Raw genomic sequence first — 21,929 nt, 5'->3', positions numbered from 1 at the left:
ACGATCATAAAATAAAAAATTATGAAAATTGATTTAGGCGAAAATATCAAAATGGCATTTAACGCCGTTATAACAAACAAACTCCGTTCATTCTTGACGCTGGTGGGTGTTGTTGCGGGCGTAGCTTCAATTATCGCGGTCATGACGGGCATCGCCGTTATTCAGGCTAAATTGGACAGTGACCTCAGCCGCTTAGGTTCGAATACATTCCAAGTTCAAAAATGGCCTGCGATCGGCGGTCCGGGACAAAACTGGCGAAAGATACAGCGACGCAAACCGCTTACGATCGAGCAGGCGGATCTTATTCGTGAAAAGGTTAAAGACGCAGAATTAGTCGGCGCTGAATTGTGGGAACAGCCTGCACAACTTGCGCATGAAGACCTGAAAACAAATCCGAACGTTTCCCTCGCCGGAGGAACGCCGGAATTTCAGATCAACAATAACCAAATGGTGGGAGTCGGGAGATTCATTTCCGACGAGGACGTAAAGGTTGGCCGGAAAGTAATTGTTATAGGTTCGCGCATAGTAAATAAAATATTTCCATTCAAAGACCCTATTGATCAAATCGTGAAAATCGGCGGTTACAAATATACGGTGATCGGTGTTTATGAAGAATTAGGAGATACGCCTTCCGGATCGGGAGACAACAGCGCGTGCATACCCATCTCGGCGTTTGTGCAGCAATTTGGCCTGAAAGATTCAGACGGCCGTGACCGGTCTGTCAATATCACCGTCAAAGCCCGGCAGGGAGTACAATTGGATGATTTGATCGAAGAAGTAAGAGGAGTCCTTCGTATTAAGCGAGGCGTGAAGCCGCTCGAAGAAGATGACTTTGACATATTTTCAAATGACAGCATGGTGCGTGCTTTTGGAGAAATGACGGCGGTGATCAAACTGGTAGCGATCGCGATGGGAGGAATTGCGTTGGTAGTAGCAGGCATAGGTATCATGAATATCATGTTAGTCTCGGTTACAGAGCGAACGAAAGAAATCGGAATTCGTAAAGCGATCGGCGCGAAACGAAAAGACATCATGTTACAATTTCTGATCGAAGCGGTGGTATTGTGCGAGATCGGCGGTTTCATTGGCATTGGGGTCGGCGTTGCGATTGGCAATATTGTCAGCTTCCTGGTGAATGTGCCCGTGACAATCCCCTATGATTGGGCAATAGCCGGATTGATCTTTTGCAGTTTCATCGGAATCATTTTTGGTATGTGGCCGGCCTCGAAGGCATCGAAACTTGATCCTATCGAATCACTGCGTTTTGAATAACTACATAAGTCAGAAAATAGAACGCGTATGACTGACAGTATAAAAGCTATTCCGGTTCATGGATTGTTGATCTTGTTTTCTTTGAATTCAGCTGCATTGGCCCAATCTGAGATTGAACAAGGCCGGGAATTATTTAATAATAAAAAATATGCCGAAGCAAGATCGATTTTTGAAAAAATTTTAAATGGATCGGACCATCAAGCCGAAGCACATTATTATCTCGGGTCTATTTATTTGAGGTTTGATCGTGATGCCGACAAAGCAATCGATCATCTCGAAAGAGCCATTGAAGCTGAGAATTCCAATGCAAAATATCACCTGATGTTGTCCAACGCATTAGGTGCAAAAGCCATGCAAAGCAACATGTTAAAGCAAGCCTTTCTGGCCCCCAAGATCAAGAAAGCAATGGAAAAAGCCGTTGAACTGGATCCCAATTATCCAGAAGCAAGGATGGCGTTGACGCAGTTTTATGTGATGGCACCCGGTATCATGGGGGGAAGCATTGAAAAAGCGAAAGAACAGGCGGATGCATTGGTGAAATTGGATGCGTATCAAGGCTTTATGGCTTATGGGTCGATCTATAATCATGAGGAGGATTGGCAATCCGCAGAAGTGTATTTTAAGAAGGCAATCGCGGCTCAACCGCTAAAAGCAGCACCTTATCATCAACTTGGGTATATGTATCTCAAGCAAAAACGAACAAAGGAAGCGGTTGAGCTGTTCAAAAAAATGGTCGAATACGATCCGGCCAATGCTAATTCCTATGACAGTCTAGGCGATGGGTATGTAGCGGATAACAAATTGGATGATGCGATTGATGCTTATAAGAAAGCGGTTTCGGTTGATCCCAAGTTTGGTCCTTCGGTGTTTAATTTAGCCAAGTGTTATGAAAAGAAAAACATGAAAAAGGAAGCGAAGGATAATTACAAGCGTTATTTAGCGCTGGTTCCAACCGGCTCACAAGCCGATGAGGCGAGGTCGAAACTTGATGAATAGGTTTTTATTTAATGAAGTTAAATATTCAAAGAGCGAAGGAAACCCTTCGCTTTTTTTGTCTGTTCTTTCCTGAAATGAACTCTCTATCTAATCGGCCCAGGGTATTTATAATCTTGAAAATGGGTACGGTTGTTTCTACATTCCATTGAAATCATATCTCATGAAATTAATATCATGTTTGAGGAAACATTCAGAAAAAATGACAGTGCGCTTTTGCGTGAGGCCGAATATCATTTTCATCAGGGCTATCAATATCAAATGAGCGGCCATATACGTGAAGCGATAGAGCATTACAAAAAGTCCATTGACCTCTTTCCAACCTCTGAGGCGCACACTTTTCTTGGCTGGGCATTTAGTTTTGAAGGCGATTATCGGGCAGCGATTTCAGAATGCGAAACAGCAATCGCTTTAGACCCGGATTTTGGAAATCCGTATAACGATATCGGCGCGTATCTTTTGAGCCTTGAGCAATTAGACGAGGCGGTTATTTGGTTTGAGCGCGCCAAAGAGGCCAAACGGTATGACGCCCGCCACTATCCGTATTTTAATTTAGGTAGAATTAAGGAAAGACAGGGCGATTGGCTTTCCGCGGAGGAAGAGTACGGAAAAGCGCTGGAATTGTATCCTGAATATGAATCGGCAAAAGAGTCACTGCATCGGGTTCAAAGCCTTTTGCAGAGGCGCAATTAGGAGCTTTATTTGAATTTTTATTTTTGGAAGATCGCAGTTGTTTTATTTCTTATTTTGGCTTCGGTTCCGACACATGCTCAGGAAGGATCTATCCGCCTTGTCTATCCGCGCCAAGACATGTTGGTTACGGCAACCGATTCTATGCTCGTCCTTGGACAAATTCAGTTTCAGCATTCAAAGCTCTTTATCAATGGCCAACTTATTTCCACAACAGATGACGGCGCCTTCATTGGGTATATTGGCATTGATCATGAAAAGATCAATGCCGATTCGAATTTTATTCTTGAGTGTAAAGTTACGGCCGGCGATTCAACCTACACACTCAACCGACAAGTAAAGATTCCCCTTTCGTTCAAATCGCCGGACTCAGTAAAAACGTTCATGGATCGAAATTATCTTTTTCCCAGAGATTCCATTTGGCTGCACGCAGGAGACAGAGTTAAAATAACATGCCGTGCTACACCCGGGGCAAGTGTGAGCTACTCCGTGATCAATTCGGATGGAACCGTGATCAAAAAAGACCAGGTACTTTTGGAGTCGGTGGTGCAGCATGATTTGGATGAATCGGTTTTTGGAAATAGGAAACATTCAAAACAATTACGGATTCCTGGTGTGTACAGCGCCGATTGCCGTATTAATGCTTCATTTAAAAATGCCGTCATTCGTTTCTATGTTAAACATGGCAACGACACGGTTTATGCCGATGCGCCTGGAAGAGTTTCATCATGGGATGATAGAGACGCGCGCGTGGCTGAATTGGTAAGCGACGTTAACAATGCAACTGTTGAACCCGGCCGCGCCTATTATTATTTCCTGCAAAAGGGAATACGCTGCGCCGTGAATGGAAAGATGGGAAATCAAATTCGCCTAAGATTATCAGAGTCTCATGCTGCCTGGATTCCTGAAAAAAATGTGCGTTATCTTCCCATGGGAACGCCGACTCCGAGAACAACGGTTGCCCTGATTCGCGTAAAAAAAGTCGGTCAGAAGAGTGTGGTTCAATTAGTTATGTCGGAAAAAATTCCATTCAGAGTTGAACAGACCGGTGAACGGCAACTTCAATTGTCGTTGTTTGGCGGAATCAGTGATACGGATTGGATCCGGTTTGACAATAAAAATGATGAGGTCAAAAATATATCATGGTCTCAGCCGGAAAATGATGTATACCGTTTGACCGTTGATTTGAAAGAACCGCATCATTGGGGATATGAAACAGCGTATGACGGAACAAATTTAATATGGACGATTAGACACAAACCGAATACAAAAGAACTCCGCGGTTTGAAAATCTGCATTGATCCGGGACATTCCAAAGATATCGGAGCAACCGGCCCTCGCGGAACGACAGAACGCCAAGCCAATGTGGAAACAGCTCTTGCGCTAAAAAAAGAATTGGAGTCCGACGGTGCGACGATTATCATGACACACACGGATACTTCTCAAAACCTGTCGCTGTATGACCGGGTCGCCATTGCGAATGAAAACAAGTGCGACCTTTTTGTGAGTATCCATCATAACGCACTGCCGGATGGAGTGAACCCTTTCAGTCAATCACTGGGGCCGTCCGTGATCTATTATCATCCGCAAAGTAAAAAACTGGCTGAGTCTATACAAAAAAAACTGGTCAAACGGACCAAACTGCATGATTTTGGGGTCTTTCAAGGCAATATGGCGGTTTGCCGTAATGCGGAAATGCCGGCGGTGTTGGTTGAGTGCGCCTTTTTGATATTGCCGGATCAGGAGAAAATGATTGTTGATACAAAATTTCAGAAGAAAGCGGCACAGGGTATCAGAGATGGAATTAAGAAGTTCATAAAATAGGTGATAATAATTTGACGGATTATTTCGTAATAAGTGAGTTACAGATGGCGTCCGAGACGTTGCCCAAAAAAATAATCATTCACCGACGCGATGAAATTGAACGGTTATTCCAATCCGGCAGGAAAATTTCCGGCCAATTTGTTTATTTTCTGTATCTGCCGATCGAAGAAACGAAATTGGTGCCTATGCAGATCGGTTTTATGTGCGGAAAAAAGATCGGCAATGCAGTCACTCGGAATTATTACAAACGGCTATTACGGGAAGTTTTTCGGAAAAATAAATCATTTTTCAAAGGATTCCAGACATTGATCATCGCACAGAATTCGATACCGCGTTCTGATTTTACGTCACTACAGGAAGATATTATTTTAACGGCAAAAAAAATAAAGTGAGCGGAACTTTATACATCGTATCGACGCCTATAGGCAATCTTGAAGATATGACGCAGCGTGCGCTGCGTATCCTAAAGGAAGTCGATCTCATTGCCTGTGAAGATACACGGCAAACTCGTAAGTTGCTTGATCATTATCAGATCAAAAACCAGCTTACGAGTTTTTTTGAACACAATGAAATCAGAAAAATACCCGAAGTGGTCGCCGTGCTCCAATCGGGGAAATCCGTTGCGGTCGTTTCCGATTCGGGAACGCCGACGATCTCCGATCCGGCATTTAAATTAGTTCGTGAAGCGCGCGCCCAGGGAGTGGCCGTCGTGCCTGTTCCCGGCGCCAATGCGGCCATGGCAGCGATATCCGTCTCAGGACTTCCAACGGACAGCTTTATTTTTGAAGGATTTTTGCCGCATAAAAAAGGACGCCAAACTGCTTGGAAAAAATTAGCCGAAGAAGACCGGACGATTGTCTTGTATGAATCGCCGCACCGTGTTTTAAAAACATTGACGGAGATACAGGAGCATTTAGGTGAAAGGCATGTGGTCATCGCGCGTGAACTGACAAAAAAATTCGAAGAAATCTTGCAAGGCAGTTCGTCTGAATTGAAAACCCATTTTGAAAAGCACGAACCAAGAGGGGAGTTCGTGATCTTAATTACCGGTAAGAAATACTTCGAAAAGCATTTTGAATAGGCTTAGAGCGGTTCTTACGTTTGAATATTCATTTGACATTGGAAATGAATTTTAGTATACATAGGGCGTTACAAAAAAAATAACGAAAGGAATTTGACTTGATTGAATTAGTTTTTTTGCCGGTGTTAATATTTGCCGTTGTGATTCATGAATGCGCGCACGGCCTTGTTGCTAAATGGTGCGGCGACGATACGGCCGACCGAGAAGGGCGTATCACGCTCAATCCGATCAAGCATATTGATTTGTGGGGAACTATTATCATTCCGGTTATGCTTGCGGTTACCAATGCGGGAATCCTCTTCGGCTGGGCGAAACCTGTTCCTGTGAACCCGAACAACTTCAAAAATTACCGCCGCGATGATATTTATGTTTCCATGGCAGGGCCGGCGTCAAATTTTATTCTTGCTTTTATTTCCGCGCTCCTCATTGTTATTATATCGCTTGTTTTTCAGAGCATTTCTCCTACATCGCAGACCAGCGTTCAAATGACCGAATTTGCTTTGGAATTCATGAAGTATAGTATTCAGATTAATCTGATCCTTGCGTTGTTTAATCTTTTTCCTATTCCGCCTTTAGACGGTTCGCACGTTGTGGCAAGCCTTCTGCCGCCGCACCTCGGCGATCAGTACCGAAGCTTAGGATTCATGGGTATGTTTATTCTAGTTGCCATGATGGCGCTGGGCATCATTGGCCGCGTAATGAGCCCGATCTTTGCTTTTTTGCTCGGCTTGTTAAATAGCTTGATCGTCGGTCTGTTAAATTAAAATTTATGCAGCTGAGTTATGAACTAAAAACCCTGCGCCTGCTTCATCCTTTCATTCTCTCCGATTCCCGCATCGAAGCTAAAGACGTTATCATAGTCCGAATTGAACACGAAGGCATCACCGGAATAGGTGAGTCTTCGCCTTCGCGATATTACGGAGAACCGCCGGAAAGCGTGTTGGAATGTCTTGCCAAAGCGGCTGTCCTGCTAAGCCAATTCAAAGACCCATCTGCGATCGATGATATCATGCAATTGCTCCGACAGTATTTTCCGGAAAACACTTCTGCGCGATCAGGAATTGATATCGCACTTCACGACTGGGTAGGAAAGAAGCTGCAAATGCCTCTGTATAAATTTCTTGGACTGAATGAAGCAAAAACCCCCTTAACCTCTTTTACAATCGGTATTGACGAACTAAGCGTAATTGAAAAAAAAATTCACGAAGCAGAATCCTATCCCATTCTCAAAATAAAACTGGGCGTGGGCGAACAGGATTTTGAGATTATTAGAGCCATTCGAAAAGTTACCGACAAAACACTTCGTGTGGATGTAAATGAAGGATGGAACAGGGAAGAAGCCGCGCTTAAGATCGACCGGTTAGCGCGAGAAGAAGTCGAGTTGATTGAACAACCTTTGCCGAAAGAAAACTATGACGATATGATCTGGCTCAAGCAAAGATCCGTGTTACCGTTATTTGCAGATGAAAGCGTCAAGACAAACGAAGACATTTCAGCGCTGCAGGAGTGTTTTCACGGGATTAACATTAAGCTCGATAAATGCGGAGGATTACGCGAAGCCCTGAGAATGATCAAAACTGCGCGTAAACATGAGCTGAAGATCATGCTGGGATGTATGATCCAGACAGCCATTGGCACGACCGCCGCTGCGCATATATCGCCGATGGCGGATGTTGCAGACCTGGACGGACATCTATTATTGGCAGACCAATCCTTTAAGGGCATGGAAATCAAAAACGGGAAAATTATTTTGAATGATAAATACGGAATCGGTATATTGGAATAGTATGATATTCAAGCAGAACAAGAATAAATCGTTTAACTATACGCCGTTTTATTATAAACCGGACAAAGATCCCGAAGTCCAGCGTAAAAAACGAATTCACTTCAAGCGTTCCACCAGGGCTTCTTTTCCTTTTACAAAGAAATTCATTTTCCTTTTTTTGTTCATAATCTTCGTTTTGTTCCTCTTAAAAAAACTTGCTATCTTGTTCTGATTTTATTAGTTTCTCGATGATTCTAACGATTCAAAGTTGTAACTGAGCTCTTCGGAGGCATGGAATGATTCAAATTGGCGAGATTCTCAAACAGGTTCCTTTCTTTCGCTCTCTGGGCCGCGAGAGCATTGACTTCATTACTGAAAAGCTGAAATTTAAACAATTCAAGTCCAATAGTACGATTTGTAAAACGGGCGATCCGGGCGACAAGATGTACATCGTGCTGAGCGGGAAAGTGGCAGTGACGGCCACCAATGGCGAAATACTGGCTCATATCGGCGCCGGAAATTATTTCGGGGAAATGTCCCTTTTGACGGGCGAACCGCGATCCGCTACTGTGAATGCGGCTGAAGACACGGAAACTTTTGTTCTGGAAAAAGATGATTTTGACGTAATTCTCGAGAAGTATCCCTCGATCTCCATAGCCATGAGCAAAATCATGAGCCAGCGTCTTCGCGATACGAATGCAGTCGTCTCGGAAAAAGCAAAACAGATCAAGTCAGGCGCACCGGCAGGTCCTTCCGGCAGTTTAAAAGACAAACATATCACGGAAGTCATCGGTTTTTGCGAATCCAATTCTCTCACCGGAACGCTGGAAGTAACTCACGAAAGCGACACGGCGGTCATCACGTATGATAAAGGCGTTTTGCAGAATATTAAATTGAAAAATTTTAATGACGATGAGGCGCTCGACCAGATGATGAGTTGGGAAGACGGCCAATTTGTCATCAAGCCGAAGATCATTTCTTTTGAAGGTTCAAAGGACAAGCAGGCTGAAATAACTCCGGCGAAAAAGATAGGCTCTATTTTGGTGATCAATCACAGCATGGTCGTGCGGAAAGTCATCGAGAAAAATCTGTCAAGTCTCGGTCATACAGTGAAGACGGTCGATAGTATCACCGAAGGCATTGCATCGCTGAAAAGCTTAAAACCCGATGTGATCATCTCGGATTTTAAATACGATGAAATTTCCGGCTATGAATTCTGTCAGCAGATTCGTGAGAACTCAACGAATAATGCCATTCCGTTTATATTCATTACCGATTCCAATATTGACTCTGATGTAGTGAAGCAGCTCAAAACAGTGGCTAATTCTGCGATAGTCGACTCTCAGGATGTAAATCACATGGCGGCGACAGTGGAGAAAATGCTCGGGTAGAAATTTTTACAATAAGAAAAATGTAAGGCTGCTGGATCGGATATCCGGCAGCCTTTTTATTTTGCGTTAACATGGAAGATCGGCTGGCCGCATGTGGTGCAGGATTCCAGCGTTTCCAGTTTCTTCAGATATTCCATGACGCACATAACGACCGTTGCGTGACTCCAGGTAAGCGGCGAAACGGAGAGCGGCGCATTGGAGTAGGGGTGAACTTGTTCCGCAAGTATACCCGATCTGAGCGCGTGGGATGCAACCCATTCCAATGTCGGCAACGCTTCTTTCAGTTCGTCTTTGGTTTTCGCCTTAGCAATTTGATATTGCGCCAGCCACATCGTACAGATAAACCAAGGGTTTCCCGGAACGTTGTTTACATCCTGACTTACCTGGTGGTAATAGTCATTTTCGTATCGTGCGATACCTCCTACGGCCGTCTTGCACCACAATCGATCTTTGATCGCCTTCATGGTATTAACCACTTTCTCATCCATCGGATCGTAGGCTCCAAACGCAAAAATACCGTACATGCTTGCGTCGATAGTCAAATCGTATTCAAATGTTCCGTCCGGTTTCTGGTTGGCCATGCGGAGGAATCGATGGTGTTCCGCGCTGTATAAATAACGATCCATTCCGGCTTTCATAATATCGGCCGTTTCTGAATATTTTTGCGCCTTGTCTGTTTCACCAAAAAGAGTTGCAAAATTGCTCGCGGCCCTTAGCCCGGCAATAACGGCGGCAGTGGTGAAAGTGAGAATACCGTGGCGCTCCTCCCACAGGTCATACGACGGATGCGGAAGTCCCGTTTTCTCATTTCGAAAATGGCACATGAAATCTGCCGTACGAATAACCAGCGGCCCGTAAAGGGGCTGAATGAATTCCACGTCGCGGTATTTCTGATAATGATTCCACAGCGACCATACGACGAGCGCCGTTTCATCCTCTTGTATGGGCAGTTGCGTATGGCCGTCCTTGACCCAGGGGTGCCATGAACTCGCCAGTGTGCCGTTCGGATTATATTTATGCAGTAAATAACCGTTATCTTTGATCACGCGCGCGCAAAATTCAAAAAACCGGCGCGTGACCGAACCGTATCCGGCGAGATCCAGCGCGTAGGCCACCAGCGCGCCGTCGCGGGGCCACATGTAACTGTACGTGTCACGCCCTTCAAATGTAATGTCGGAATCATTGGCCGCGATAATAGCGCCGTTATTATCTACCTGAGAACGGATCGTAATCAGGCTACGCTTGAATAAACGGGTAATGGACAACGGCAGATCGTCAAAATGTATTTTTTCTTTTTCGATCCAGAATTTCCAATAGTCCCTGATTCGTTTCAATACACGGTCGGGATTGTATTGCCGGATAAAACTGTTGTTATTAGCGCATTCGCCGTAAGTCTTTCCAGCAATGATCCAGTAATAAAAATCATCCGCTCCGCCGGCCGGCAGTGGTTTCAAAAACATGCCGATCGTGGAATCAACCGAGCCTTGCGCGATCGCGTGCATTTCAAGAATACCGTCTTCGGCATCGCGCCAGGTACCTTCCATTCCGCCGCCCTTTTTCCCTATAGCATAGTGATCAACTCCAAAATGATCGTCATTATAAAAATTCATCAGAAAAAACCGATCGCTTTTATAATGAAGAATACAGCCGATCTTAGGATCAAATAATGCAGTGTCGCCGACGTCCGATTCTGATATATTAAATCCGTGATGAAAGAACACACGTACGTCGCGCGGTTTGTTCAGGAGGTTCTTAACGGCTATTTTACGAAGATAAATATTCTCGTAAAAATCCACGGCGTCATTGCAGGTCAATTCTAATCCCAGTTTCCGATTGGTCAACCTGACCTCCGTGACCATCGTGTCATCGAGATAATTGAGTTCTATCTCCCAACTATCGTTCATCCATGCAAAATGCCCGTCCGCCCACACGCCGAACTTGCATTCGTTGCCCTGCACGTGGTTTTCTTTTCCAACAAACGGGAAATACAGATCTCGAATGTAATAATTCTTGTCAAATCCGATCAGTAGATTTCCATTGCCAACGGGGATGTCTCGCGGCATATTATTCTTCCGTTAAATGAATGTAGTAAAACTCAAGTATTCGCTGCGCGTTCTATGTAGATTTCTGATACTAAACGTTATCCGCGGGAGGCGTAAAAACTTTAGCGGCCAACTCGTTATCGATCATAAGTAAACCGTGCCCGTCTCCGTCAATAAGCTTAAGTTTATGTAGGATTTTCCCGACGGTTGATTCTTCCTCTACCTGCTCATCCACAAACCACTTCAGGAAACTGATCAGCGCGTGGTCTTTTTCTTTAATGGCAATGTCCATGAGTTTGTTGATCGAAGCGGTAACCAGTTTTTCATGGTCCAGCGTTTCCTCGAAAATTTCGATCAGGGATTTGAAATGTACTTTCGGCGCGGCGAGCGCTTTGAGTTCGACTTTTCCTCCACGGTCGTTAACGAAATTAAAAAATTTCATCGCATGAAAATGTTCCTCCTGCGACTGTACGAGAAAATAATTGGCAATCCCGTCCATATTGATCGTATTACAATGTGCGGACATGGAAAGATACAGATACTCCGAAAAAAATTCTTTATTGATCTGCTCGTTAATTGCATTTTGAAGATTCTTGGATAACATTATGGTAGCTCCTGTGATGTGAATAAACGAATGTATCCGCAGTGCGCTCAATGTTCTATCAAGGGCACAAGCGTTGAAAAACTTTATTTTGTAATTTTACTTAAAACGGAATAGTGCATTAATTTCCCTTTTTTATCGTACGCTTCATTTTTAACCGTTCCGATGCCCGGGGAAAAATAGTCAACACTATGGCTCTTGCCGCCCGGCATTTTCATGCCCATCATTTCCATCGCACTTTCGGATTCGACGGCAATTTTGTAACATTCAAACGTTCCTGCCGGAACCGTGACGGATTGTTTGGCTTCTACTTTTCTGCGAATGGTCATGACCATGGTGCCCATCTTTTCTCCTTCCTGCATCATGTGCATTTTCATTACGGCATCTTTAAGCTGATCTCCCACGTTAATATTCCGTATAGGCATTTCAGAAAACCCGCCTTCTAATTTCAGTTCCATATCTTTCTGCTTCTCCATGCTGCTAAAAAAGGACTGCAGATCCATGAAAAAAATAGATCCGTCGCATTTGACTTTGAATTCAACCGAAGATTCTGTCTTACCTTTCGCATTCATATACGTGCCTTGCAGGGTAGCCTCGACAGTGCCGCCCATATCCCGGCGGTCCTTTACAACGACCGTATTGGTTCCCGTCAGTTTATTATTGCCGTCGAACTCCTGCATTTCAAATGAGTTGCCCTTTTTAATCGGATAAAAACTGTCGCAGTTTTGTGCAACTGAAGTTTGAAAAGAAGAAATGTAAAAGATTGCGCAATACATGATTGAGGAAAATAAACTTGTTTTCATATCAGATTCCTTTCACGGTTACAATTTATTTTTCGATTATTCCGTATATTACAGCGCCCAATCCCACGATCAGGCTCAGCATTGCACCTATCATCAGGGCTTTGATGTTTGATTCAGTGCCTTTGGTGAGTTCCTCTTCCGATTTTAATGTTATTATAAACGGCTTGCCTTTTTCAGACGGCTTTTGGATCATGAGCTCACCGGAGGTATCGGATGCTTCGCCTATCGCATATATTCTGCGATCCACCGGAATAATCTTTTCAGTAAATTCATATCCCAAAATTTTTCGGTCGCCATCGCCGCGTCCGACGTTAAAAGAAAAGCTACCAAATGAGATCGAATTTCGTCCCTGAATACTTGGTTCATATTTGCTCACTACCTGAACAGGATCGATATCCGCGCCGTTTGGATTGACGGTGATGCGCCCGGTCGCATCTTCGATTTCAAAAGCAACGGATTGGGAATTGTTAGCAACGGAACTCTTACCGGTGCGGGTTCGGCGCTGGTTATTGCCTTGTGCGTCTTTTTCATAGTATGTCTCTTCATAACGTTCCAGAACTTCCATTTGATAACACACGCAGGCTTGTTTGGACAACTCACCCAAAAGAGGCTTTGCACATTTTACAATGCCTTTGACTTCTGTAAGCTGTTTAAATCCGCCGGCGCTTCCCAGTTCACTTTTTACCGACTGCCAAAGTTCTGTCAGGTCTTTTGCCGATGAAGTTTGTGTGGATTTGATCTCCAGGAGTTTGTCCTGGCTTTTTCTGCGTAAAAAGATAAGCAGGACACTTAGTCCGATCAGAGCAATGCCGATAATTATTGCGGCCATTTTTTCCCTCCGGTTGGATTGTTGTGCTAATTATTAATAAAATGTTTGTTGAAATAACTGATGAAAAGCCTTGTAAAGCCCGCCGTAGACCAATAAAGTGCCGGTGGTCTTGACAATACCTCCTATGTACATAAGCCAAAATCCGTAACGTTTATATTTTGGAGTCAGCGCCATGATAATGCCGACTTCTTTAAGGCCCGGGCTTGGAATGGCCGCAATGATCACGATGCCGAGATGCCCGGATCGTTTGATAAAACGTTGGAAGCGGGAATCATGAGGCTGCACATTCATTACTTCTTCCTCGCCGGGCGATTCCGTAAAATACTTTTCTATCTTTTGAAACCAGGGTTTATGCTGAATACGGTCCAGCCATACCCGAACACGGTATAATTTGACCAAGCCGTGAAAAGATTTCTTGAATAAATAGAACAAACAATACAGCCAAGCGAGGTCGATAATCGACACGATGACAAAAACAGCGGTTGCTGTGCTTAGCCAGTGCTGAAAATACGGCAGAAGAAGCGTGTACCATCCCACCACGGCGGATTCGTGCTGGGCAAGCGTCCAAACGACCATGGAAACCAAAGTAATGGCATTGATTTCAAAGATCGTATATTTAAGAAAAGCTGTATTGACTTTAGACAACAATATCTTCATTTTAATAAAAAGTAGTCGTTTTTTTAGTGAAAAACCAATAATAAAGTTTAGACATTATGATACGTTTTCTGGCTATTTTTATCGTGGTATTTAGTATACAGGAACCCGTTTTAGATGAAAAAGAAATGTACGGCGCATGGAGCTGGGTGCAATCCAGCGGCGGACTTTTAGGCAACACATTGACTCCGGAAAATATTAAATTATCAAAAAAAATCGTGCTGACGAAAGACCATGTCATCATGTATTACGCCAACGATTCCCTGACGTTAAAACAAAATTATCAAATCCAAAACGAAAAGTCGATCTATTCACAATCGCCGGCGCCGGTTTTACGTATTTCCGGAATGACGAAGACGCAGACGATAAGTTTGCGTGGGCAGGACACGCTGTTTCTTAGGGAAAATGTATATGACGGGTATGCCCACGTGTATGTGAGGTTACGGGAGTAGTTAGCTCTTGATTTTGAAAGACGTTTACTTTAGCTTCTACTCAATTAATAATGAGGATGTCGGCTATACAACTTTGTTACAACGGTATCGTATTTAAAACCAGCGTTTATTCATGTATTGAACGGCTGGTTTTTTAATTTTTTTTAGAACCAATGGAAAAAACAGAAAAAACCATATTTGATTCGCTGGAAATTCCTTCTGAAGACGCGGGTAATGTGAAAGTAAAGGCTGTTCAAGCGGCGAAATCGGCAAAAAGCCGCGAACGGTTTGAGTGGATCGAGATCGAACAGCCGAAACAATTCACGAAGCGTTTCAAAACGGAAGGGAAGGCCGTCAAATCTAAGCGCTGCCCTCGTTGCGGATGGCTCGATCAGGCCTCGGTCAACGAATGTTTCCGCTGCGGTTATGATTTTGAGACGAACGAAATGCATTTGGATTTCTTCAAAAAGGAAAATATCGAACTGCCGCCGATCGAAATCAAAGTAGACATGTCGTTTCAAAATCTGTTCTCGCAGAAACAATACAATACGATTGACGAATATACGCTGCGTCTGGAAGCCGAAAAAATAAATCTTATCTCGGGTTTTGACCGGCTTATATCGGTCAACGATGCCAATATCACTCATTATGATTATCAGATTAATACGGCATTAGAATCCCTGCGGCGTATGCGTGGACAGGTTTTGCTGGCCGATGAAGTCGGATTGGGTAAAACGATAGAAGCCGGTTTGATTGCTAAAGAACTCATTGAAAGAAATTTAGCCAAGAACATCTTGATCCTCACGCCGGCTTCTTTGGTTGGCCAATGGCAGGATGAAATGCTGGTGAAATTCGGCGAACATTTTACCATTCCGGAAAAACCCGATCATTGGCGCGAACCCAGAATTATTGCGTCAATCGATCTCGCGAAAAGGAATGAAGCGGCGAACATAGTTCTTTCGCGCGAGTTTGATTTGCTTATCGTAGATGAAGCCCATCGGCTGAAACACCGCGGCACGATCGGTTTTAAATTTGTCAATAAGATCAAAAAGAAATACGTATTACTGCTCACGGCGACGCCCGTTCATAATGATTTGACGGAACTCTATAGTCTGATCACGATTCTAAAGCCCGGTTTGTTCGGGACGATCCGTTCCTTCAAACGCAAATTCATGATGAAAGAAGATCCGCGTCTCCCCAACAATGAAGACCAACTCAAACATATTTTGAATGAAGTGATGATTCGTAACAGGCGCGATAAGGTTGGTATCAGCCTCCCGCCGCGCCGCGCCGCCGTGTATTACCTCGAGCTTTCCGAAACGGAAAGGGAGCTTTACAACGAGGTTACCAACTACGTCCGTGAGGAATTTCGTAAAGAAACGTCATTTGAAGTTCATATCCTTTCACTCATCACGCTTCAGCGCGAAGTTTGCAGCAGCCCGCAGGCAACGCGGCACACGTTACAGAATTTTTTGAAGCGAAGTTATCCTGAAAAAACAAAAGAAAAGCTGTTGTATTTTGTTCGGCTATGTGAATCCATTCCGATGAGCCGAAAAAGCAAGGCCACGATCGAGATACTTAAAAAATTTCCGGACAAGACGATCATATTCGTAGAGTTCATTGACACGATGAAACAACTGAAAATGGAATTGGAGCGTGAAGGATTCTCGGTCGAACTTTTTCACGGCGGTTTGGCTGGGACGCAGGCGCGTAAGGAAGCCATTGAACAATTCAGAACCAAAAAACAAATTCTGATAAGTACGCAGGCCGGCGGGGAGGGACTCAATTTACAGTTTTGCCGCCAGATCATCAATTACGACCTGCCGTGGAATCCGATGCGTGTGGAACAGCGTATTGGACGTGTTCACCGTTTGGGGCAGGAACAGGAAGTATTTGTTTTTAATTTGTCCGTGCAGGAAACTATTGAAGCGCGCATTCTGGAGTTATTAAATAATAAAATAAGAATGTTTGAACTCGTAATCGGCGAACTGGATATGATCCTCGGCGATGTAGAAACTGATAAGACATTTGAACAGCAGTTGATCGATATTTTTCTCCGCAGTGCGACGGATGATGACATGAAAAAACAGTTTGAACATTTTGGAGATGAATTGGCGCATGTTCGAAAACACTACGATAAGGTCAGAGAAAATGCAGAGATATTATCGGACATTGTGGATGTGTAACGTTTCTGCAAGAAAAGGAGATGTGTATCGTTTTTGATACGGCGGATCAAGATTCATTACACAAAAATCGAGGTGAAGGCATGCAGAAAAAAAATATCATTTGGGCGGACGACGAGATCGAATTACTCAAACCGCATATACTTTTTCTCCAGCAGAGGGGTTACGATGTCACGCCGGTAACTAACGGCGAAGACGCGATCCGCTATATTGAAAAGGGAAAATATGATCTGGTGCTTCTCGACGAAATGATGGACGGCAAAGACGGTTTGACTACGCTTGAGGAAATCAAAGATATGTATCCCTCTTTGCCGGTGATTATGATCACCAAAAGTGAGGAAGAAAAGCTCATGGATGATGCCATCGGGCGTAAAATCGACCAGTATCTGACAAAGCCAGTGAATCCCAGCCAGATTTTACTCGCCTGTAAACAGATCTTCGACACCCGTAAGATCACAGAACAAAAAATTTCAAGAGATTACATTCAGGAATTTAATAAAATTTCTCAACAATTGATGACCGAACTGACGTTCAACGACTGGTATGAGATTAATCTGTCGCTGAGTGAGTGGGACCGAGAAATGGACGAGTATGCCGATCTTGGACTACGCCAGACACTGTACGATCAAAAGCATGCGTGTAATATTGAATTCGGCAAGTTTGTGGAACGTCATTATCATAAATGGATACATGAGCGGAATGAAAATTCTCCGTTGCTGTCTACGGACATCATTCGCAAATACGTGTTTCCTAAAATTGCCGCCAAACGCCGCGTTGTCTTTCTCGTTATTGACTGTTTACGATTGGATCAATGGCTTGGATTTGAACCCATCCTGCAGGAATACTTTAATATCACAAAGCATTATTACTATTCGATTCTTCCGACGTCTACGCCGTATTCCCGCAATGCGATATTCAGCGGCATGTTTCCTGCAGATATAGAAAAGAAATTTCCGGAGATCTGGTCCAAAGGCGAAGAGGATGACTCCAGCCGTAACCGATTTGAAAAGGAATTGCTGGACTATCAGCTGAAGATCAACCGGGTTCCACTGGAATCCGATGCAAAGTATATTAAACTGTTGAATATTGATGCGACAAAAAATCTGGAAGGAAATATAGCCAGTTACGTGGAGTCGACTCAGTTAACTGCCATTGTACTGAATTTTCTCGACATACTCGCGCACAGCCGCAGTGACTCGACGGTGATCAAGGAGATTGCGCCCAATGAAGCGGCGTACCGCTCGCTTAGTAATTCATGGTTCGTTCATTCTCCAATGTTTGAAATACTGAAAATCCTTTCTAAACTAGACTGTTCTGTAATTATAACATCGGATCACGGCAGCATAAGGAGTTTGCACGGAACGCAAGTGATCGGCGATAAAGAGACCTCCACAAGTTTGCGTTATAAGTACGGAAAAAATATCAAAGCGAATGCGAAACATGCCTTGTTCATAAAAGAACCGGCCGATTATAAATTACCCTCACGCGGCGTGAACACGCATTACATAATAGCAAAAGAGGATTACTACTTTGTCTACCCGACGAACTATCACCATTATTTGAACTATTACAAGGATACGTTTCAGCACGGCGGGATTTCCATGGAAGAAATGATTATGCCGGTGATAGAACTCGAGGGAAAGAAAGAGTAGTAGGAGAGAAAAAAAATTTCAATTTTTTACTACTATAGAACCGCAGAACACGATGTTTCACGGAATTAGTAAAGTCAAATGTAATCAGCTCATAATGTTTTTTATTGAATAGCGATAATGTTTTTCTATTTCGGCAACTTTCATAGAAATCCAGTTGTTGATGACGAGTTCTTTTCCTCCAACGGTACCAATCTCCGATATATCCATTCCTTGAGACTGAGCCAATTCCGTAAATGATTTAGAGTGAGCAGGTGAAGCCGAAACAACGATTCGTGATTGGGTTTCTCCGAACAGCAGAAAATCGGGACGCAGTGTATCCTTCAGCCGAATCGTTGCTCCGATAATTTGATTCTTCTTTTCTTGCAAACAACATTCAGCCAGCGTTACCGCCAGCCCGCCGTCCGAAACGTCATGGGCAGATCGGATCAACCCTTTAACAATGGCATCATAGGTGAACGCCTGTACGGATTTTTCGTATTCCAGATCGATCTGCGGCGCATCGCCATTTACGGCGTTATGAATAATTTTAAGATATTCGCTTCCACCGATTTCGGCCAGGTTCTTTCCAATCAGAAAAATAAAATCGCCTTCTTGTTTGAACCACGACGTCGTAACATGATGCATATCTTCGATAATACCAAGCATACCGATAGTGGGGGTAGGATATACGGCCGCTGTCGGACTCTCATTGTAGAAACTAACATTGCCTCCGGTGACCGGGGTTTCGAATACTTTGCATGCGTCGCTCATACCGCCGACAGCTTCTTTGAATTGCCAATAATTTTCCGGCTTGTATGGGTTGCCAAAATTGAGGCAATTGGTAATAGCTGCGGGCTTAGCGCCTGAACAGACCACATTCCGCGCGCATTCTGCAACGGCGATCTGCCCGCCGCGGCGGGGATTCAGGTACACGTAACGCCCGTTGCAGTCGGTTTTCATCGCAAGCGCTTTGTTCGTACCTTTGATACGGATCACGGCGGAATCGCTGCCGGGCAGCGTCATCGTATTGGTGCGAACCATCGAATCGTACTGCTCATACACCCACTCTTTACTTGCAATATTGGGTGAACTCAAAAGTTTTTTTAAGACGTTGTTATAGTCTTTTGGTTCAGGAACGCTTTCCGGTTTGAAAGCATATACGACGTCCAAGTAGGCCGGTCGAACGGCGTCTCTTTGATATACGGGCGCTCCGCCGCCGAGCACTAGAGAATCCGAGGGAATTTCGGCGAATATTTTTCCACGGTATTTTACGCGCAGCATACGGTCATTCGTAACACGGCCAATCGTTACTGCATGAAGATCCCACTTCTCAAAAATTTCCTGAATGTGTTTTTCAAATCCCTTTTTTACTATCAAAAGCATTCGTTCCTGGCTTTCAGATAACATGATTTCATACGGCGTCATGTGATCTTCGCGCAATGGAACCAGCGACAATTCAATTTCTATTCCGCACTCGCCTTTAGCGCTCGTTTCAGCGCTGGAGCAGGTAAGTCCGGCCGCTCCCATATCCTGAATGCCGACCAGATGTCCGGATTGAATGGCCTCCAAAGTTGCTTCGAGCAAGAGCTTTTCAGTAAATGGATCGCCGATCTGAACGTTGGGCCTTTTGGATTCAGATGCTTCGGAAATTTCTTCCGAGGCAAAGGTTGCGCCGTGAATCCCGTCGCGGCCGGTGGATGACCCGACGATCATGACTGGGTTACCCTCGCCCTTAGCAATAGCGCTCGCTGTTTGGCCGTGTTCAACAATGCCTACCGCCATTGCGTTGACCAACGGGTTATCCGTGTAACAATCCTCAAAGTAGACTTCGCCGGCAACGGTTGGGACGCCGAAACAATTACCGTAATCGCCGATGCCTTTAACAACATTGGCAAACAAATATTTTACACGGGGATTTTCCAAACTTCCGAACCGAAGAGAATTCAGCGCAGCAATAGGTCGCGCGCCCATGGTAAAAATATCGCGTAAAATTCCGCCGACGCCGGTTGCCGCACCTTGATAAGGCTCAATGGCGGAAGGATGGTTATGGCTTTCAATTTTAAACGCAACAGCCAATCCGTCGCCAATATCTATGAGCCCTGCGTTTTCCTCGCCGGCGCCTTTTAAAACACGCGGGCCCTGCTTTGGAAGCGTTTTAAGTACGGCGATGGAATTCTTGTAGCTGCAGTGTTCGCTCCACATTACACTGAAAATGCCGAGTTCGGTGAACGTCGGCGTTCGTCCGAGGATTTCCAGTATTTTCTTGTACTCCTCGTCATTGATGCCGTGGTCTTTTGCCAGATCCAAGTTGATGACAGGCTCATGAATATCGTTCAACTCTATTAATCGTGATACGTGCATGTTTCCTCTTGAAAATTAATTTGGCGGATCATGAACATTCTTGAACTCTAGAAATTAGTACACAGCCTTATTCGAAAATCATTCTGAAAACTGAAGCATTACCTTGTAAATGCGTTTTCTATCCGCCTCAATTATCGTAAATTTTAGCCGTTCGTATTGTATCGTTTCATTCTTTTTTGGCATACGTCTGAGTATCCATAAAACAAATCCGCCGACGGTGCTGAATTCATCCGATGGGATGTTCAGGTTGAATTGTTCGTTAATCTGGCGAATTTCAACTTTGGAGTCGATTACAAAAGAACCGTCATCCTGTTTTTTGATCATGGGTGAACTGTCGTCGTATTCATCTTTGATCTCGCCTACTATTTCCTCAACCAGATCTTCCATGGTAACCAGGCCTTCCGTACCGCCGTATTCATCCACTACGATCGCCATTTGCATCCGGTTGGTCTTAAACTCTTTCAATAATTCGGCAACTTTCTTGGTCTCCGGAACGAAATAGGGGAGTGAAATAAATTCAATAGCGGACATGTCCTGAATATTTTTTCGCCAGGCGTTCATGATGTTCTTGATATGTAAAACTCCTACAACGGTATCGACAGTCTTTTCATACACCGGCAGTCGCGAGAGTTTTTCGGATGCCATGATTTCCAGGATTTCCTCCATCGAAGTTTCGACTTCCACACAAACCATATCAACGCGCGGTACCATGATTTCCTTGACGATCGTGTCGCCGAATTCAATCACGCTGTGAATCATGTCCTTTTCTTCTTCCGCAATGGCGCCGTCCATTTCACCGGCTTCGATGATAGCCTTGATCTCGTCTTCGGTAACGCCCAGGCTACGCACCTGCTCTGCTCCGCCGAATGCATTGATAATAATGCGCGAAATCCATACAAAAAAGGCGCTTAACGGACGCAATAGAATCAGGGCTATATTGACCGGCGCTGCGAGAACGAGAAAAACTTTTTCCGCGCGATGGTGGGCGATAGCTTTGGGTATTACCTCTCCAAAAAGCAGCAGGATAAACGTGATAACGCCGGTCGCCGCGGCAAGGGCGTACGGCTCATGATATCCGTGATATCTGGCGATATCAATCGTTATGCTTGAGGCTAACACCGATGCGCCGACATTTAAAATATTATTCCCGACATAGATCGTAGTTAAAAACTTATTCTGATTTGACGACCAAATACCCAGGAGTTTTGCACGGGTTCCGCCGCGGGTCAGTATTTCTTTTATAGAAACGGCACTAAGTGAATGCATGGCTGTTTCCATGCTGGAAAATATTCCGGACAAAAATATAAGAGCAAAGAATACAGTTATTTCAAAAGATGAAATGGCATTCATGGATTATGGCGCTGTGAGGTCGGATGGT

At 44.3% G+C, this 21,929-nt stretch carries 19 protein-coding genes; 12 read left to right on the top strand and 7 right to left on the bottom strand.

From position 1 onward, the window contains the following. Nucleotides 1–21 precede the first annotated feature (21 nt). The 9 genes from F9K33_04935 to F9K33_04895 all read left to right on the top strand — a co-directional run bounded on the left by F9K33_04935 (nucleotide 22) and on the right by F9K33_04895 (nucleotide 9,016). Complete coding sequence (locus tag F9K33_04935) at nucleotides 22–1,272, top strand: FtsX-like permease family protein (GenBank protein KAB2880525.1); 1,251 nt, start codon at nucleotides 22–24, stop codon at nucleotides 1,270–1,272. A gap of 27 nt (nucleotides 1,273–1,299) precedes the next feature. Beyond that, nucleotides 1,300–2,268, top strand: a complete 969-nt coding sequence (locus tag F9K33_04930; protein ID KAB2880524.1) for a tetratricopeptide repeat protein — start codon at nucleotides 1,300–1,302, stop codon at nucleotides 2,266–2,268. Between the two features lie 174 nt (nucleotides 2,269–2,442). Further along, nucleotides 2,443–2,958 carry a tetratricopeptide repeat protein gene (locus F9K33_04925; GenBank protein KAB2880523.1) on the top strand — a complete coding sequence of 172 codons (516 nt, stop codon included), beginning with the start codon at nucleotides 2,443–2,445 and terminating at the stop codon, nucleotides 2,956–2,958. 9 nt (nucleotides 2,959–2,967) lie between these two features. Then, nucleotides 2,968–4,779 (top strand): N-acetylmuramoyl-L-alanine amidase, encoded by a 1,812-nt coding sequence (locus F9K33_04920; GenBank protein ID KAB2880522.1) that lies wholly within the window; start codon nucleotides 2,968–2,970, stop codon nucleotides 4,777–4,779. Nucleotides 4,780–4,790: 11 nt separating this feature from the next. After that, nucleotides 4,791–5,171, top strand: a complete 381-nt coding sequence (rnpA, locus tag F9K33_04915) for a ribonuclease P protein component (GenBank protein KAB2880521.1) — start codon at nucleotides 4,791–4,793, stop codon at nucleotides 5,169–5,171. Continuing rightward, nucleotides 5,168–5,860 (top strand): 16S rRNA (cytidine(1402)-2'-O)-methyltransferase, encoded by a 693-nt coding sequence (gene rsmI / locus F9K33_04910; GenBank protein KAB2880520.1) that lies wholly within the window; start codon nucleotides 5,168–5,170, stop codon nucleotides 5,858–5,860. The genes rnpA and rsmI overlap by 4 nt, the downstream gene beginning before the upstream one ends. Before the next feature lie 98 nt (nucleotides 5,861–5,958). Further along, nucleotides 5,959–6,624: a site-2 protease family protein gene (locus tag F9K33_04905; GenBank protein ID KAB2880519.1), complete on the top strand. Its 666-nt coding sequence runs from the start codon at nucleotides 5,959–5,961 to the stop codon at nucleotides 6,622–6,624. Nucleotides 6,625–6,629: 5 nt separating this feature from the next. After that, the gene (locus F9K33_04900) at nucleotides 6,630–7,646 is read left to right on the top strand and encodes a dipeptide epimerase (GenBank protein ID KAB2880518.1); all 1,017 of its coding nucleotides are present in this window, start codon (nucleotides 6,630–6,632) and stop codon (nucleotides 7,644–7,646) included. A 275-nt stretch (nucleotides 7,647–7,921) separates the two neighbouring features. Next, the gene (locus tag F9K33_04895) at nucleotides 7,922–9,016 is read left to right on the top strand and encodes a cyclic nucleotide-binding domain-containing protein (protein ID KAB2880517.1); all 1,095 of its coding nucleotides are present in this window, start codon (nucleotides 7,922–7,924) and stop codon (nucleotides 9,014–9,016) included. Nucleotides 9,017–9,072: 56 nt separating this feature from the next. Here the strand turns inward: F9K33_04895 and F9K33_04890 are convergent, their stop codons facing one another. The 5 genes from F9K33_04890 to F9K33_04870 form a co-directional block, all read right to left on the bottom strand. Continuing rightward, nucleotides 9,073–11,079: a glycoside hydrolase family 15 protein gene (locus F9K33_04890; protein KAB2880516.1), complete on the bottom strand. Its 2,007-nt coding sequence runs from the start codon at nucleotides 11,077–11,079 to the stop codon at nucleotides 9,073–9,075. 70 nt (nucleotides 11,080–11,149) lie between these two features. Next, on the bottom strand, nucleotides 11,150–11,662 hold the full coding sequence (locus tag F9K33_04885; protein ID KAB2880515.1) for a ferritin: 513 nt from the start codon (nucleotides 11,660–11,662) through the stop codon (nucleotides 11,150–11,152). An 83-nt stretch (nucleotides 11,663–11,745) separates the two neighbouring features. Beyond that, a complete protein-coding gene (locus F9K33_04880) occupies nucleotides 11,746–12,462 on the bottom strand; it encodes a hypothetical protein (GenBank protein KAB2880514.1) in 717 nt (238 codons plus the stop codon). A gap of 25 nt (nucleotides 12,463–12,487) precedes the next feature. Then, nucleotides 12,488–13,291 carry a hypothetical protein gene (locus F9K33_04875; GenBank protein ID KAB2880513.1) on the bottom strand — a complete coding sequence of 268 codons (804 nt, stop codon included), beginning with the start codon at nucleotides 13,289–13,291 and terminating at the stop codon, nucleotides 12,488–12,490. A gap of 33 nt (nucleotides 13,292–13,324) precedes the next feature. After that, nucleotides 13,325–13,936 (bottom strand): hypothetical protein, encoded by a 612-nt coding sequence (locus F9K33_04870; GenBank protein ID KAB2880512.1) that lies wholly within the window; start codon nucleotides 13,934–13,936, stop codon nucleotides 13,325–13,327. A 68-nt stretch (nucleotides 13,937–14,004) separates the two neighbouring features. On the opposite strand from F9K33_04870, the gene F9K33_04865 reads away from it, so the two are divergent. The 3 genes from F9K33_04865 to F9K33_04855 all read left to right on the top strand — a co-directional run bounded on the left by F9K33_04865 (nucleotide 14,005) and on the right by F9K33_04855 (nucleotide 18,211). After that, nucleotides 14,005–14,397: a hypothetical protein gene (locus F9K33_04865; protein ID KAB2880511.1), complete on the top strand. Its 393-nt coding sequence runs from the start codon at nucleotides 14,005–14,007 to the stop codon at nucleotides 14,395–14,397. 152 nt (nucleotides 14,398–14,549) lie between these two features. Beyond that, nucleotides 14,550–16,562 (top strand): ATP-dependent helicase, encoded by a 2,013-nt coding sequence (locus F9K33_04860; GenBank protein ID KAB2880510.1) that lies wholly within the window; start codon nucleotides 14,550–14,552, stop codon nucleotides 16,560–16,562. A gap of 80 nt (nucleotides 16,563–16,642) precedes the next feature. Further along, nucleotides 16,643–18,211 (top strand): bifunctional response regulator/alkaline phosphatase family protein, encoded by a 1,569-nt coding sequence (locus tag F9K33_04855; GenBank protein KAB2880509.1) that lies wholly within the window; start codon nucleotides 16,643–16,645, stop codon nucleotides 18,209–18,211. Between the two features lie 84 nt (nucleotides 18,212–18,295). Here the strand turns inward: F9K33_04855 and purL are convergent, their stop codons facing one another. Both purL and F9K33_04845 read right to left on the bottom strand, forming a co-directional pair. Continuing rightward, complete coding sequence (gene purL, locus F9K33_04850; GenBank protein ID KAB2880508.1) at nucleotides 18,296–20,551, bottom strand: phosphoribosylformylglycinamidine synthase subunit PurL; 2,256 nt, start codon at nucleotides 20,549–20,551, stop codon at nucleotides 18,296–18,298. Nucleotides 20,552–20,629: 78 nt separating this feature from the next. Next, the gene (locus F9K33_04845; protein ID KAB2880507.1) at nucleotides 20,630–21,901 is read right to left on the bottom strand and encodes an HlyC/CorC family transporter; all 1,272 of its coding nucleotides are present in this window, start codon (nucleotides 21,899–21,901) and stop codon (nucleotides 20,630–20,632) included. Between the last annotated feature and the right edge of the window lie 28 nt (nucleotides 21,902–21,929).

The sequence above is a fragment of the bacterium genome (assembly GCA_008933615.1).
Lineage (GTDB): Bacteria > CLD3 > CLD3 > SB21 > SB21 > SB21.
The sequence above is the reverse complement of the archived record's forward strand: the minus strand, read 5'-3'. Positions and strand labels throughout refer to the sequence as shown.